Below are 13,693 nucleotides of genomic sequence, written 5' to 3'. Positions count from 1 at the left end.
ACGGAAAGGGGCACGTGGCCCTCCGGCGGGCCGCCCTCGTCAGGCGCTGAATCCCGCCACGCGCAGGGCGTGCACCAGATCCCAGTGATGCTCCTCCGACACGTCCTTCGCCGTCTCCAGGAGCAGGGGTATGAGGCGGTAGGGGTCCGCGTGCGCGCAGCGGGCCGCGTCCTCGGGGGTGCGGCAGCGGAGGTAGGAGTCGAGGAGGGCGCGGGCCTCGCGCTCGCGGCCCGCGTCGATCAGCGCCAGGATCGCCTCGGCGATCTCCGGGGCGGGGCGCGCGACGCCCTGGCGCAGCAGTTTCCTGCAGTCGTCGGCGCGCCCGGCCCCGGCGAGCGCGTCCGCGAGCGCGACGAGCCGGTCGGGCGGCAGCGAGGCGGCCTCCCAGAGCAGCGTCGCCCAGTCGGCGGCGAGTCCCGCGCGGTGCAGCTCCACCGCGAAGTCCGGCAGCCGGGCGGCGGGCCATCCCGTGGCCTCGACGAGCACGCCGTGCGCTTCGCCGCTGCGGCCTTCGGCACGGAGCCGGAGGAGGTCCTGGACGGCGTCGGCGGTGGTGCGGGGGGCTTCGCCGTCCGCGTCGGCTTCCTCGCCGGGGAGGGCCCAGGACGGGGCGGGGGTGTGCTCGGCGGGGGTGTGCTCGGCGGGGGCGAAGCGGGCGCCGCGGGGTGCGGTGCGACTCCCGTCGGCAGGGGCGCCCAGCGGGTCTCCCACCGACCTTCCCGCCCCGTACTCGTCCGCACCCGCACCCGTGCCCTCGACGCCGGCGTACCGGGCGCCACGGGGGCGGCGGGAACTCCCGGGCGCGGACGCCTGCGCGGGCACCCGGTGGCCTGCGGGCACCTGATGACCTTCGGGCCCCCGGTGGCCGAGGTCCACCCACGACGGGCGCCCGGCCTCGTCGAGGCGGTCCATCCGCTCCTGGAGTTCGGCGCAGCGGGCGGTCGCGCGCTCGTGGTCGTCCCGTACCCACGCCAGGTCGAGATTGATGCGGTCGACCTCGTCGGCGCCGGTCGCCTCGGTGAGGCGGCGCGTGAGGTCCGCCTCGCGCTCCAGGGCGATGCGCTGCTCCGTGAGCATCATGTCGAGCCGGTCGCTCAGGAGCTCGCGGCCGCCGGGCCGGGCGTCGTAGGCGTCGAGGGAGGCGCGGTGCAGGGCGCGCGCCGGGCCCGCCTCGCGCTCGGCCTCGGGGACGCCGCGGTCCGCCGCGAGGTCGTGGAGCAGCGCCTGCACCACGTCCCAGGGAGGGACCTCGGCGCCGTCCAGGCAGGCGCGCATGCCGTCCGGGTCACGCTGCCAGAACACGCCGCACCACCCGGCGTCCTGGTCGAGCCTTTCCAGGAGCCCCCTCAAGTATTTCGCGAACTCCGTTACGTGATCCGGGAGTTGTCCCACTGCCATCTACCCAGCACCGCCCCGTGGAGACAGGAGTCTTCCGGTCCGGAAGATAACACCAGACGTGTTACGGGACGACTACACGCAGTTTTCCGTGACAGCACGGGGGCGGGCGGGAGACATCCGCCGCCAAGCCGCGGCCGAGGAGACACCCCGAGCACCGACGGATCCCCGCTCAGGCCACCGCCAACTCGCACCGCACCACGATCTCGTCCAGCGAGAGCCCGAGCACCGACGCCAGCGCCGCCACCGTGAACAACGCGGGCGTAGGCGCCCGCCCCGTCTCGATCTTGCGGAGCGTCTCCGCGGAGACCCCCGCCTCCGCCGCCACCGACACCATGCTCCGCGGCCCGCGCGCATCCCGCAGCAGCATCCCGAGCCGCTCACCGCGCTCACGCTCTTCGGCAGTCAAAGGAGTCCGTACCATGCCGCCATCCTAGCCGACCCCCATTCAAATACCGGTATAGTAATTGGCATGGTGGAACTCAAGACGGAACAATCGATCGAAGCGATGCGCGAAGCGGGCCGCGTCGTGGCACAGGCCCTCACCGCCGCCCGCGAGGCCGCGGCCGTGGGCGTCTCCCTGCTCGATCTGGACGCCGCGGCCCACGCCGTGATCCGCGGGGCCGGCGCCTCATCGCCCTTCCTCGGCTACAAGCCGCACTTCGCCCCCACCCCCTTCCCCGCCGTCCTCTGCGCCTCGGTCAACGACGCGATCGTGCACGGCGTCCCCGACACCTACCGCCTGCGCGACGGCGACCTCGTCTCCCTCGACTGCGGCGCCACCCTCGATGGCTGGGTCGGCGACTCGGCCATCAGCTTCATCGTGGGCACCCCGCGCCCCGAGGACGCCCACCTCATCGAGACGGCGGAGCGCGCCCTCGCGGCCGGCATCGCCGCGGCCATCGTCGGCAACCGCATCGGCGACATCGCGCACGCCATCGGCACGGTCTGCCGCGCGGAGAAGTACGGCATTCCGGAGGACTTCGGCGGCCACGGAATCGGTCGCAAGATGCACGAGGACCCCGGCGTCCCGAACGAGGGCCGCCCGGGCCGCGGCATGCCCCTGCGCGCCGGCATGGTCCTGGCCATCGAGCCGATGGTGACCGCGGGCGGCCGCGACGACTACCACGCCGCCCCGGACGGCTGGACCCTGCGCACGAACGACGGCAGCCGCGCCGCCCACGCGGAGCACACCGTCGCGATCACGGAGGACGGTCCCAGGATCCTCACGGCACTGTGACCCCTCGGGGACATTTCCCGACGTAGATCATCCGTACGATTCCCCGGTGACGGCAGAGATCATTGATTACGGACAGTTCGCGGAACGGCTGAAGGAGCAGCAAGAGGGGCGCCCCCGCTGGGAGTTGCTCGACGCGGTGCAGCGCGAGTGGGGCTACGAGGACCCGGGCGGCGAGCCCGGCCACTCCCGGTGGGGCGGCGAGAACCGCACCGACGGCATCGACTGGACGCTGCCCGTCCCCGAGGCCCTCAACGAGTGGTGGGACTCGGCGTCCTTCAACTCCTTTGCCTTCAAGCCCCGTCTGTACTGGGTGCACACGCAGTGGCCGCCGAGGATCTCGGACCTCGACGTCGCCCCGGACAGCGGCCTCGTGGCGGACGGCGGCGACGCGCGCGTGTGCGTGTTCATGTCCGAGTACCACTACAGCCACGAGTGGGGCTATCTCGCCGCCGAGGCCGAACTGCCCGACCCCCGGGTCGTCGTGAGCGTCGGCGGCGAGTGGGTCGTGCAGAGCCGGTCGCTGTCGGAGTTCCTGACGCAACTGGCCTTCGAGCGGCTGCCCGCGCACTACGGCTGGACGCTGCGGGTCCGCCGCGCGGCCGTCGACGCCGACCCGGAGATCGTCCGGCGTCTGGAGTCCTCGTACCGCGAACTGGGCCTGCTGCCCTGGCAGGAGATGGGCACGGACGCCCTGTCGTACGGCGCGCCCGACGCCGTCATACGCCACGGCCGCGGCCCCGGCGCCGACTTCCGCGTCGTCGTCAACGCCCGCACCCGCGAGGCGCTGATCGCGGTCGCCGAGACGCTCGGCGTGGACTGGTCCGGCGACAAGGCGATCCGCCCGCCCGCCGAGGTCCCGTCCCCCCTGGAGGACCTCGGCCCGGTCTCGCTCGCGCAGGGCGAGGCCGACGCGCGCGGCCGCTGGACCGTCCTGTCACGCGGGTACGGCAACCCGCCCTCGGTGCCCGGCGCCGCCGCCGCGCTCGTCCAAGTCCCCGGCGCCCTGCGGTCGGTGGCCGCCGATCAGGACGGGACCACACTGGCCGCGGGCGACACGGAAGGCTTCGTCCACGTACGGGAAACCGACGACGAGTCCCCCGAGACCATCAGCCTGGCCCTGCACCGCGCCCCGGTGAGCGCGCTCGCCTGTCTGAAGCTGGACAGCGGCAGGCGCCTCGTGCTGAGCGGCGACGAGAACGGCGTGATCCGCTACTGGAGCACCCGCCGCAAGCCGATGCGCGCTCCCTTCGCCCGCCGCCGCACCCCCGTACGGGCTCTGGCCACCGCCCAGTTGGAGACCGGGCCCGCGCTCGCCGCCGCCTGGGACGACGGCCTGGTCCGCGTCTGGGACATCGGCTCGGACGCGGTGGCCGGGCTGCGCCTCGGCACCGGCATCACGTTCCTCGGCCTCGACGAGGACGCCACGCTGCACGTCACCGACGCGCACGGCACCGCCTCGCTCGCCCTGGACACGGCGAAGCTCTGGCCGCACCGCGATCTCCAACTGCGCCTGGACGGCGTCGACTGGGGCTCCCTGTGGACGGCGCGCGGCCCCGGCCACATGATCCCGGAGCTGATCGGCAAGGTCGCGTCCGACGACAAGAAGACCGCCATGGACGCCGTCCACGACCTGTACCGGCTCCTGGTCTCCAAGGAGGCCTCCTCGACCGCCGCGGTCCCCGCGATCCCGTTCCTGGTCGAGCTGATGACGGACCCGGACAACATGTCGCGGAGCACGCTGCTGCTGCTCATCGCCGACCTCGCGGACGTGCGACAGGCCCGTGGCGGCCGCGGCGACGCCCAGCTCGCCGCCGTCCGCGAGGCGCTGCCCACGCTGCGGTACCTGCACGACGACCCCGAGTCGTCGATCCGCTGGGCGGCCAACGAGCTGGAGCAGAACTGCGCGGCGTCGCCCGCCCCGTAGCCGACGTACGGGTCCGGGCCGTACGGCCCGGACCCGCCGCGTCACGTGGCGGGGTGCACCACCATCGCCGAACCGCCGCCCCTGCGGACCTTCTCCGCTGCCGCGAGCCACCTGCCATCCGGCAGCCGCTGGACGCCCGTGGCCGCCCCGATCTCCGGGTTCTCCTTGAAGGAGTGCCCGATGGATTCGAGCGACTTCCTCAACGGGCTGTTCCACAGGCCGGGTTCGAGCTCGGTCTGCGCGGCGTTGCGCTGGCTGGCGCGCGGCGCCGCGATGGCGTCGACCAGCGGCAGGCCCCGGTCGACGAAGCCCGTCAGGGTCTGCAGGACGGTGGTGATGATGGTCGACCCACCGGGTGAGCCGAGGGCCACCACCGGCTTGCCGTCCTCCAGCACGATCGTCGGCGCGAGCGAGGAGCGCGGGCGCTTGCCGGGACCCGGCAGGTTCGGGTCGTGCACCGCCGGATCGGCGGGCGCGAAGGAGAAGTCCGTCAGTTCGTTGTTGAGCAGGAAGCCGCGGCCGGGGACGGTGATGCCGCTGCCGCCGGTCTGCTCGATCGTGAGGGTGTACGCGACGACGTTGCCCCACTTGTCGGCCGCCGTGAGGTGCGTGGTGTTCTCGCCCTCGTACGTCGTCGGGGCCGCCCTGTCACCCGCCGCGCAGGCCCTCGGCTTGCGCGGATCGCCGGGCGCGAGCGGGCTCTTGAGGACCGCGTCGTCCTTGATCAGGCACTCCCGCGAGTCGGCGAACCTCTGCGTGAGGAGCTCCTTGGTCGGTACGTCCTCGAAGGCCGGGTCGCCCACCCAGCGCCCCCGGTCGGCGAACGCGACGCGGCTGGCCTCGATGTAGCGGTGCAGGTACTTCTTCTCGGACGCCTTCGACAGGTCGGTCCGCTCCAGGATGTTGAGCGCCTCGCCGACGGTCGTGCCGCCGGAGGACGAGGGCGCCATGGAGTAGACGTCCAGGCCGCGGTAGGAGGTCTTCGTGGGCTTCTGGCGCTTCGCCTCGTACGTCGCGAGGTCCTTGAGGGAGAGGTCGCCGGGCCGGGCCACGCGGCCGGAACGGGGGTCGACGGGCGGCTTGTTCACGGTGCGCACGATGTCCTCGGCGAGCTTGCCGTGATAGAGCGCGTCGACGCCCTTGCGGCCCAACTCCGCGTACGTACGCGCGAGATCGGGGTTCTTGAGCGTCGAGCCGACGACGGGCAGCTTGCCGCCCGGCAGGAACAGCTTCGCCGTGGCGGGGAAGTCCTTGAACCGCCGCTGGTTGGACTCGGTCTGCGAGCGGAAGGTCGCGTCGACCGTGAAGCCGTCGCGGGCGAGGCGCTCGGCGGGCTTCAGCACCGTGCCGAGTCTCTTGGAGCCCCACTTGTCGAGCGCCGACTGCCAGGTGGCGGGCGTGCCGGGGGTGCCGACGCCGAGGCCGCTGGTGACCGCGTCGGCGAAGGGGATCGGCTTGCCGTTCTCCAGGAAGAGCCCGGAGTCGGCGGTGCGCGGGGCCGTCTCGCGGCCGTCGATCGTGGAGACCCTGCGGGTCTTCGCGTCGTAGTGGACGAAGTACCCGCCGCCGCCCACACCCGCCGAGTACGGCTCGGTGACACCGAGCGCGGCGGCGGTGGCCACGGCCGCGTCCACGGCGTTGCCGCCCTTCCTCAGGACCTCGATGCCGGCGGCCGACGCGTCCGGGTCGACGCTGGCGACCGCGCCACCGTGGCCGACGGCGACCGGCGTCTTCTCCGGTGTGGCCGGTTCCGCTGAGCGCGTAGGCGAAGGGGGCGCGGCCGCACCGACCGACACCAATACCCCTCCGACCGCCCATAGCGTCAGATTACGTACGACAGCGCGCCGCATTCGTACCTCCAGTCAACAGCCGTCTGCGCAGCGTAACTTCGGGGCCCTGTCCGCGTCAGGACCCCCTCGAACACGGATCCGACGGGCCGCTAGCATGCGCCCCCATGACTGAAGACGTGCGCACCATCGTCCTCGGCCTGATCGCGGTCGGCGTCGCAGCCGTCCTTGGCTGGCTCGCCCGCGGCCACCTCGCCAGGCGCAGGCTCCGCCGCAAGCAGGCCTTCTTCGGGCTGCCCGACAACTCCGAGTCGCTGCTCGTGGTCAACCGCGACGCGGGCGGGCCCGAGCTGACCGTGGTGCGCCACGACGTGTTCGCGCTCATGGAGCTCGCCGCGGTGATCAAGGAGTGCGGGGCGCACGCCCAGATCGTCGCGCACGACGCGGCCCAGCAGGGCTTCGGCGAGCGCACCGAGTTCTGCGTCGGCAGCCCGGTGGCCAACCGCAGGATGGCCGCGCACATGCACTCGCTGCTGCCCGGCGTACGCGTGAACACCGAGCCCGAGCCGATCCCCGACCGCGGCGCGTTCCAGATCGGCAGCGAGCGCTACCGCCTGGAGGCGGGGCTCACGGAGTACGTGATCCTCGCGCGGCTCACCGCCGACCAGGACCAGGAGGCGAGACCGGTCTTCCTCTTCTGCGGCCAGCGCGCGGTGACCAGCCAGGCGGCGACCCGCTATCTGGCCCGCCACCACGAGAAGCTCGCCCGCAAGCACGGCAGCAGCTCGTTCGTGCTGCTCCTGAAGATCGTCAATTCGCAGGCGTACGGACCCGACGTCGTCGAGCTCGTCGCGGACGTGACGCGCGCGGCCCGGACACCCGTCCCCACGCCGTCGGCCCGGGGCTCCCATCGCGCCAAGTGACGGGAACCTCACCGTGCGCCGACACCGCCCGGGCCCTTCTGTGACCTAGCGGTCAATTTCCGGACATCAGGCAACCTGTAGCCGCCTTCAGGACTCTCTCCGTGCAGTCCACATTCGCACGGAGGTACGTTTCCTTGACGCCGCAGCGCTCTTCGAGCCGCCGACGCCCCCTTCGCACCCGTCACGCGGTGACCGCGGGAGTCGCGGTCCTTGCCGCCACTCTGAGCGCCTGCTCGGGCGGCAGTGACGGATCGGGCGACGACAAGGCCGCCGAGAAGCCGAAGATCTCCGTGAACCTCACGGGACAGCAGGCCAAGGCCGGCGAGCCCGTGAAGGTCAGCCTGGCCGACGGCAAACTGAAGCAGGTCACGGTCGCCGACGACAAGGGCGCGAAGCTGCCCGGCAAGGTCTCGGCGAACGGCACCACCTGGACCTCGGAGCGCAAGGCCGCCCCCGGCACGGCGTACCAGGTCGAGGCGACCACCGACAAGGGCGGCAGCGCGAAGCACTCCTTCAAGACGGCGGCCCCCGCCAAGGTCAACAAGGTGACGCTCGCCCCGGGCAAGAACACCACCGTCGGCGTCGCCCAGCCCCTGTCGATCACCTTCGACAACCCGGTGCGCAACAAGGCCGAGGTCGAGAAGCACCTCAAGGTGACGACCTCGAACAACACGACCGGGTCCTGGGGCTGGATCAAGAACTACGACGGCAAGGACCGCGTCGACTGGCGCCCCAAGGAGTACTGGAAGTCCGGCACGAAGGTGCAGCTCGACGCCCGGCTCAACGGCATCGACTCGGGCGGCGACGACTGGTTCGTGCGCGACTACTCCACCAACTTCACCGTCGGCAAGAACCAGGTCGTCAAGGTGAACCTGGACAGCAAGACGGCGACGCTGGTGCGCGACGGCAAGACCCTCAAGTCGCTGCCGATGTCGGCCGGCACGCCGGGCGGCGAGAAGGCCTCCTGGGGCGGCACGTCCGTCCTGATGTCGAAGGAGGGCACGATCAACATGCGCTCCGAGACCGTCGGCCTCGGCGACGCCTACGACAAGATGGTCGACTACTCGATGCGCCTGACCTGGTCGGGCATGTACGCGCACGCGGCCCCGTGGAACGCCTCGTACTTCGGCAACACCAACCACAGCTCCGGCTGCGTCGGCATGAGCAACGGCGACGCGGGCTGGCTCTACGGCCAGGTCCAGATAGGCGACCCCTTCGAGGTCACGGGGAGCGGCTCGAAGGGCGTCCCCGACCCGGGCAACGGCTACGGCGAGTGGAACATCTCCTGGTCGGACTGGCAGGCCAAGAGCGCCCTGAGGTAGGCCCGAGGGGAAGGCCGGAGGTTCAACTATCGTTACCGGGGCGTAACTTACCGACGGGTTACCCCCGGTAAAGGATCACGGTTACCGTCAGGTCACTTTGCACTTTCAACGAGTGAGGAAGTGACCCGTGAGCCATCCGCACCGCGCCCTGCGCACCACCGCCGTGGGCGCCGTCTCGGCGAGCCTCGTCGCCGGCGCCGCCCTCGGCCCGGCCCCGGCGGCGCAGGCGGCACCGGCCGCCGCGCCGCGGGCCGCGAGCTCCACCGACGTACGCTTCGTCGACATCCCCGGCGACGGCGGCACGATCCTCAAGGCGAACGTCTTCACCCCGAAGAACGCGAAGTCCGGCGCCGCCCACCCGGCGATCGTCCTGCCCACCAGCTGGGCCATGCCCCAGATCGAGTACGTGGCGCAGGCCCAGAAGCTCGCGGACTCCGGCTATGTCGTGGTCAGTTACAACTCCCGCGGCTTCTGGCAGTCGGGCGGCGAGATCGAGACCGCGGGCCCCGAGGACATCGCGGACGCCTCCAAGGTCATCGACTGGACCCTGAGGAACACCCCTGCCGACCCGGAGAAGATCGGGATGGCGGGCGTCTCGTACGGCGCGGGCATCAGTCTGCTCGCCGCGGGACACGACAAGCGGATCAAGGCCGTCGTCGCGATGAGCGGCTGGGCCGACCTCATCGACTCGATCTACAGCGGCCGCACCCAGCACTCCCAGGCCGCGGCTCTCCTCGGCGGCTTGGGCTCCCTCACCGGACGCCCCAGCGCCGAACTCCAGCAGACCCTCAAGGACTTCCTCGGGTCCAACCTGGACAAGGAGGACGAGATGATCGCGTGGGGCAAGAAGCGCTCCCCCGCGACCTACCTCGACCGGATCAACGAGAACGGCGCGGCCGTCATGCTCGGCAACGCCTGGGGCGACACACTCTTCCCGCCCAACCAGTACGCCGAGTTCTACGAGCGTCTGACCGGCCCCAAGCGCCTGGAGTTCCGCCCCGGCGACCACGCGACCGCGGAGGGGACCGGCCTGCTCGGCCTGCCCAACGACACCTGGACGAACACACAGCGCTGGTTCGACCACTACCTCAAGGGCCGGGACAACGGCATCGACAAGGAACAGCCGGTCCAGCTCGCGTCACGCTCCACGGGCGGCTACGAGGGCTACCCGGACTGGAAGTCGGTGGGTCCGACGCGCAAGAAGATCGCGATGGCGGGGACCACCACGATCCGCACCAACGTCGACTCGGGCGCCAACGGCGGCATGGCCATCCTCTCGAACGCCCTGGACCAGTTCCTCAGGATTCCGCCGATGGCCTCGGTGCCGCTGCTCCCGCGCCGCTACACGGGCGTGTGGCAGTCGCAGACGTACACGACGCCCCAGCGGGTGCGCGGGACGGCCGAGCTCCACACGACGCTCACCAGTACCAAGGAGAGCGGCACCCTCGTCGCGTACCTCTACGACGTGGGCCCGCTCGGCCTCGGCAAGCTGGTCAGCAACGCGCCGTTCACCTTCCACGGCAAGACGCCCGGCAAGCCGTTCGGCGTGGACCTGGAGCTGTTCTCCACGGCCTACGACGTACCGGCAGGACACAAGCTCGCCCTGGTGGTCGACACGGTCGACCCGCTCTACATCGAGCACAACCCGTCCGGCGCGCAGCTGACCTTCTCCTCGCCCGAGGCAGACCCGTCGTACGTGTCCGTCCCCCTGCGCGAGCAGTGATCTCCGGCTGCTGCCGGGTGGGCCTGGCCCTGTCGCTACTGCTCCCCCGAGGTCCTAGTGACCAGGGGGCACCCCCCTCGGCAGCAGCGTCCCTGGTTCGGCCGGGGCGACTTCCGCGGCCTCGGTCTTGGGATTGCGCCGCTGACGCTTGGACACCCACTGGGCGAACCACGACAGCAACATGCACATCCCGATGTAGATCGGTGAGATCACCATGACCACGGGGATGAAGGGCAAATCGTAGTCGAGATTCGACGCGATGAGCTTCCCCGCGTGGAGGAACTCCTCATAAGTGATCAGATAACCGAGCGACGTGTCCTTCAGGGCCACCACCAACTGGCTGATGATGGCGGGCAACATGGCACGCACGGCCTGCGGTACGAGGACGTGTCCCATGACCTGTGTCTTGCGCATGCCGAGCGCGTACGCCGCCTCCCGCTGCCCCCTCTCCACGGAATTGACGCCGGATCGGAAGACCTCGGCGAGCACGGAGCCGTTGTAGAGCGTGAGCCCCGCGACGAGCGCGGGCAACGGCTGGACCTTCAGTGCCACGAAGACGAAGAAGATCATCACCAGGACCGGCATCGCGCGGAAGAACTCCACGACGAGCGTGGCCACCCAGCGCACGGGCCGGTGGTCGGAGAGCCGCCCCATGGCGAGCAGACCGCCGAGCGCGAGCGAGAGGACCGCGGCGATCGCGAAGGCCTTGAGCGTGTTGCCGAGGCCGCGCAGGAGCAGCTCCTGGATGCCCTTGTACTCGAAGGGCGTCCACTTCGTGGCGGTGAACTGGTCGGTGTCGAAGAGCAGATACAGGATCCACGCGAGGAGCCCGAGCACCACCAGCGTGGACAGCACCCCGTACAGCTTGTGCCGCCGCACGGTCTTGGGCCCGGGGATGTCGTACAGGGCGGTGGAATCGTGGGAGAGGGCTTTCATCGGGCGACTCCCCAGCGCTTCTCGAGGACATTGAAGATCGCGCTGATGGCGAGGGTGATGATGAGGTAGCCGAGGGCGATCCAGACGAACGTCCAGATGATGTTGTAGCCCAGCTCGCTGAGCGTCTTGTACGTGCCGAGCAGCTCGGTGACGCTGAACGCCCCGGCGATCGCGGAGTTCTTGGCGAGCGCGATGAGGTTGGAGCCGACCGGCGCGATGACGGACCGGAAGGCCTGCGGCAGCACGACCATCGACAGGGTCTGGCCGAAGGTCATCCCGAGGCTGCGCGCCGCCTCGCCCTGCCCCTTGGGCACGGTGTTGATGCCCGACCTGAGCGCCTCGCAGATGAAGGCGGAGGTGTAGCAGCCGAGCGCGAGCACCGCGAACACCTTGAAGGGCAGCACGAGGCCGAAGCGCGGCAGACCGAGCAGCACCGCGAAGAAGAGCAGCGTGAGCGGGGTGTTGCGCAGGACCGTGACCCACACCGTGCCGAAGACCCGGAAGGAGCCGACGGGCGCGACCCGGAACGACGCCATGACGAAGCCGAGCACGAGCGCCAGGATCGAGGCGTAGACGGTGAGTTCGACGGTGCCGAGGAAGCCGTCGCCGAACGTGGAGAAATTGTCTGTCAGTACGTCCACGACGCCTCCTCAGCTCGCCGGGTAGCGGTCGATGGCGGGCGGCCGCGGCGCCGGGACCCCGGAGAGGCCGAGCGTGGCGTCGTAGGCCTTCTTCCAGTCGCCGTCCTTCTCGCGGGCCGCGAGGGCGTCGTCGATCGCGAACCGCAGGGCGTTGTCGCCGCGGGGGACGCCGATGCCGTACGGCTCCTTGGAGAACGGCTTGCCGACCAGCTTGAGTTCGTCGGGCACCTTGGCGGCGTAGCCGATCAGGATGGCGTCGTCGGTGGTGACGGCGTCGACCTGATAGGTCAGCAGGTTGTCGACACACACGGAGTACGTGTCGTACGCGACGAGGGTGGCCTTCGGGTAGTCCTTCTGGATCCGCTGGTACGGGGTCGACCCGGCCGCGGAGCAGACGCGCTTGCCGGCCAGGTCCTGGGGGCCGTCGATGTCGTCCTCGTCCTTGCGGACCAGCAGGCCCTGACCCGCCATGTAGTACGGACCGCCGAAGCCGACGAGCTTCTTGCGGTTGTCGTTGATGGTGTAGGTGCCGACGTAGTAGTCGATCTGCCCGTTCTGCAGGGCGGTTTCGCGGTTCGCCGACGCGATGGTCTTGAACTCGATCCGCTTGGGGTCCAGGCCCAGCGACGCCGAGATCATCTTGGCGATCTCGATGTCGAAGCCCGAGTACGTCCCGGTCGCCGGGTCCTTCTCGCCGAGGTAGGGCTGGTCCTCCTTGGCGCCCACGATGAACCGGCCGCGGCCCTTGGCCTTCTTCCAGGTCCCGGAGTCGGGCAGCTGGAAGCCGGTGGCCACCGCGTACTTGGGCAGCTCTTCGGCCGAGGGGCCCTTGGTCGGCGGGCTGCCGTCCTTGCCGCAGGCCGCGGAGGCGCAGGCGGCCAGGACGAGCGCCGCGAGCAGACGTGTCGTACGCGTGGTGTGTCGTTTCGTACGCGTGGTGTGTCGCTTCATGAGCACGTCCCCCCGTCAGTGCTTGAGGATCTTGGAGAGGAAGTCCCTGGCGCGCTCGCTCTCCGGGTGGGTGAAGAAGTCCTCGGGGGCCCGGTCCTCGACGATGCGGCCGTCGGCCATGAACACGACGCGGTTGGCCGCGGAGCGGGCGAAGCCCATCTCGTGGGTGACGACGACCATCGTCATGCCGTCCCGGGCGAGCTGCTGCATGACCTCCAGGACCTCGTTGATCATCTCGGGGTCGAGGGCCGACGTCGGCTCGTCGAAGAGCAGCGCCTTGGGGTCCATGGCCAGCGCGCGGGCGATGGCCACGCGCTGCTGCTGGCCGCCGGAGAGCTGTGCCGGGTACTTCTCGGCGTGCGCGGACAGGCCCACGCGCTCCAGGAGTTCACGGGAGCGCCTGTCGGCCTCGTCCTTCTTGCGGCCGCGTACCTTGACCTGCGCCAGCGAGACGTTCTGGAGGACGGTCTTGTGCGCGAAGAGGTTGAAGGACTGGAAGACCATGCCGACTTCGGCGCGGAGCTTCGCGAGGGCCTTCCCCTCCTCGGGCAGCGGCTGCCCGTCGAGCCTGATCTCTCCCGACTGGATGGTCTCGAGCCGGTTGATCGTCCTGCACAGTGTCGATTTGCCCGACCCCGACGGGCCGATGACCACGACCACCTCCCCCTTGCCGACGGTGAGGTCGATGTCCTGGAGGACATGCAGCTCTCCGTAGTACTTGTTCACATCACGCAGCTCGATCAACGGATCGACGGCCATGGCAAGACCTGCCCACTCTCAGCTGTGTACGTCCGCGCAAACTATCCACGCGAAAACGGGACTTACGGGACGACACGCACGTATGGGCATTA

Annotated in this window: 12 protein-coding genes; 5 read left to right on the top strand and 7 right to left on the bottom strand. The window is 70.5% G+C overall.

The window, feature by feature from the left end:
• Window positions 1-39: 39 nt before the first annotated feature.
• Both ACZ4D5_RS27260 and ACZ4D5_RS27255 read right to left on the bottom strand, forming a co-directional pair.
• Window positions 40-1,398 carry a hypothetical protein gene (locus ACZ4D5_RS27260; protein ID WP_467775045.1) on the bottom strand — a complete coding sequence of 453 codons (1,359 nt, stop codon included), beginning with the start codon at window positions 1,396-1,398 and terminating at the stop codon, window positions 40-42.
• A gap of 169 nt (window positions 1,399-1,567) precedes the next feature.
• Complete coding sequence (locus tag ACZ4D5_RS27255; protein ID WP_467775044.1) at window positions 1,568-1,819, bottom strand: helix-turn-helix domain-containing protein; 252 nt, start codon at window positions 1,817-1,819, stop codon at window positions 1,568-1,570.
• A 48-nt stretch (window positions 1,820-1,867) separates the two neighbouring features.
• Between ACZ4D5_RS27255 and map the strand changes: the two genes are divergently transcribed.
• Together map and ACZ4D5_RS27245 are read left to right on the top strand one after the other, a co-directional pair.
• Window positions 1,868-2,635 carry a type I methionyl aminopeptidase gene (gene map, locus ACZ4D5_RS27250; RefSeq protein WP_467775043.1) on the top strand — a complete coding sequence of 256 codons (768 nt, stop codon included), beginning with the start codon at window positions 1,868-1,870 and terminating at the stop codon, window positions 2,633-2,635.
• Window positions 2,636-2,681: 46 nt separating this feature from the next.
• On the top strand, window positions 2,682-4,559 hold the full coding sequence (locus ACZ4D5_RS27245; protein ID WP_467775042.1) for a WD40 repeat domain-containing protein: 1,878 nt from the start codon (window positions 2,682-2,684) through the stop codon (window positions 4,557-4,559).
• Between the two features lie 41 nt (window positions 4,560-4,600).
• On the opposite strand, the gene ggt is transcribed toward ACZ4D5_RS27245, so the two are convergent.
• On the bottom strand, window positions 4,601-6,409 hold the full coding sequence (gene ggt, locus ACZ4D5_RS27240) for a gamma-glutamyltransferase (protein ID WP_467775041.1): 1,809 nt from the start codon (window positions 6,407-6,409) through the stop codon (window positions 4,601-4,603).
• Between the two features lie 104 nt (window positions 6,410-6,513).
• Here ggt and ACZ4D5_RS27235 point away from each other — a divergent pair, with 104 nt between their 5' ends.
• The 3 genes from ACZ4D5_RS27235 to ACZ4D5_RS27225 all read left to right on the top strand — a co-directional run bounded on the left by ACZ4D5_RS27235 (window position 6,514) and on the right by ACZ4D5_RS27225 (window position 10,314).
• The gene (locus ACZ4D5_RS27235) at window positions 6,514-7,269 is read left to right on the top strand and encodes a hypothetical protein (RefSeq protein ID WP_467775040.1); all 756 of its coding nucleotides are present in this window, start codon (window positions 6,514-6,516) and stop codon (window positions 7,267-7,269) included.
• Between the two features lie 134 nt (window positions 7,270-7,403).
• A complete protein-coding gene (locus ACZ4D5_RS27230) occupies window positions 7,404-8,591 on the top strand; it encodes a L,D-transpeptidase (RefSeq protein ID WP_467775039.1) in 1,188 nt (395 codons plus the stop codon).
• Between the two features lie 127 nt (window positions 8,592-8,718).
• Entirely contained in the window at window positions 8,719-10,314 is a 1,596-nt protein-coding gene (locus tag ACZ4D5_RS27225) for an alpha/beta fold hydrolase (protein WP_467775038.1), read from the top strand.
• A gap of 54 nt (window positions 10,315-10,368) precedes the next feature.
• On the opposite strand, the gene ACZ4D5_RS27220 is transcribed toward ACZ4D5_RS27225, so the two are convergent.
• The 4 genes from ACZ4D5_RS27220 to ACZ4D5_RS27205 are packed head-to-tail and all read right to left on the bottom strand — an operon-like array spanning window position 10,369 to window position 13,601.
• A complete protein-coding gene (locus tag ACZ4D5_RS27220; RefSeq protein ID WP_467775037.1) occupies window positions 10,369-11,250 on the bottom strand; it encodes an amino acid ABC transporter permease in 882 nt (293 codons plus the stop codon).
• On the bottom strand, window positions 11,247-11,891 hold the full coding sequence (locus ACZ4D5_RS27215; RefSeq protein ID WP_055697800.1) for an amino acid ABC transporter permease: 645 nt from the start codon (window positions 11,889-11,891) through the stop codon (window positions 11,247-11,249). Before ACZ4D5_RS27215 ends, ACZ4D5_RS27220 begins: the two co-directional genes overlap by 4 nt.
• A 9-nt stretch (window positions 11,892-11,900) precedes the next feature.
• Complete coding sequence (locus ACZ4D5_RS27210) at window positions 11,901-12,842, bottom strand: glutamate ABC transporter substrate-binding protein (RefSeq protein WP_467775036.1); 942 nt, start codon at window positions 12,840-12,842, stop codon at window positions 11,901-11,903.
• Between the two features lie 15 nt (window positions 12,843-12,857).
• On the bottom strand, window positions 12,858-13,601 hold the full coding sequence (locus tag ACZ4D5_RS27205) for an amino acid ABC transporter ATP-binding protein (RefSeq protein WP_467775035.1): 744 nt from the start codon (window positions 13,599-13,601) through the stop codon (window positions 12,858-12,860).
• Between the last annotated feature and the right edge of the window lie 92 nt (window positions 13,602-13,693).

The organism is Streptomyces sp. NPDC025651, from assembly GCF_055558735.1.
Note: the sequence above shows the minus strand (reverse complement) of the source record. Positions and strands in the feature narration are given on the sequence as shown.

What these genes read in the sequence shown, in the direction of transcription:
- ACZ4D5_RS27260 (WP_467775045.1), bottom strand. Translation starts at nt 1,398, where the DNA reads ATGGCAGTGGGACAACTCCCGGATCACGTAACGGAGTTCGCGAAATAC.
- ACZ4D5_RS27255 (WP_467775044.1), bottom strand. Translation starts at nt 1,819, where the DNA reads ATGGTACGGACTCCTTTGACTGCCGAAGAGCGTGAGCGCGGTGAGCGG.
- map (WP_467775043.1), top strand. Translation starts at nt 1,868, where the DNA reads ATGGTGGAACTCAAGACGGAACAATCGATCGAAGCGATGCGCGAAGCG.
- ggt (WP_467775041.1), bottom strand. Translation starts at nt 6,409, where the DNA reads ATGCGGCGCGCTGTCGTACGTAATCTGACGCTATGGGCGGTCGGAGGG.
- ACZ4D5_RS27235 (WP_467775040.1), top strand. Translation starts at nt 6,514, where the DNA reads ATGACTGAAGACGTGCGCACCATCGTCCTCGGCCTGATCGCGGTCGGC.
- ACZ4D5_RS27220 (WP_467775037.1), bottom strand. Translation starts at nt 11,250, where the DNA reads ATGAAAGCCCTCTCCCACGATTCCACCGCCCTGTACGACATCCCCGGG.
- ACZ4D5_RS27210 (WP_467775036.1), bottom strand. Translation starts at nt 12,842, where the DNA reads ATGAAGCGACACACCACGCGTACGAAACGACACACCACGCGTACGACA.
- ACZ4D5_RS27205 (WP_467775035.1), bottom strand. Translation starts at nt 13,601, where the DNA reads ATGGCCGTCGATCCGTTGATCGAGCTGCGTGATGTGAACAAGTACTAC.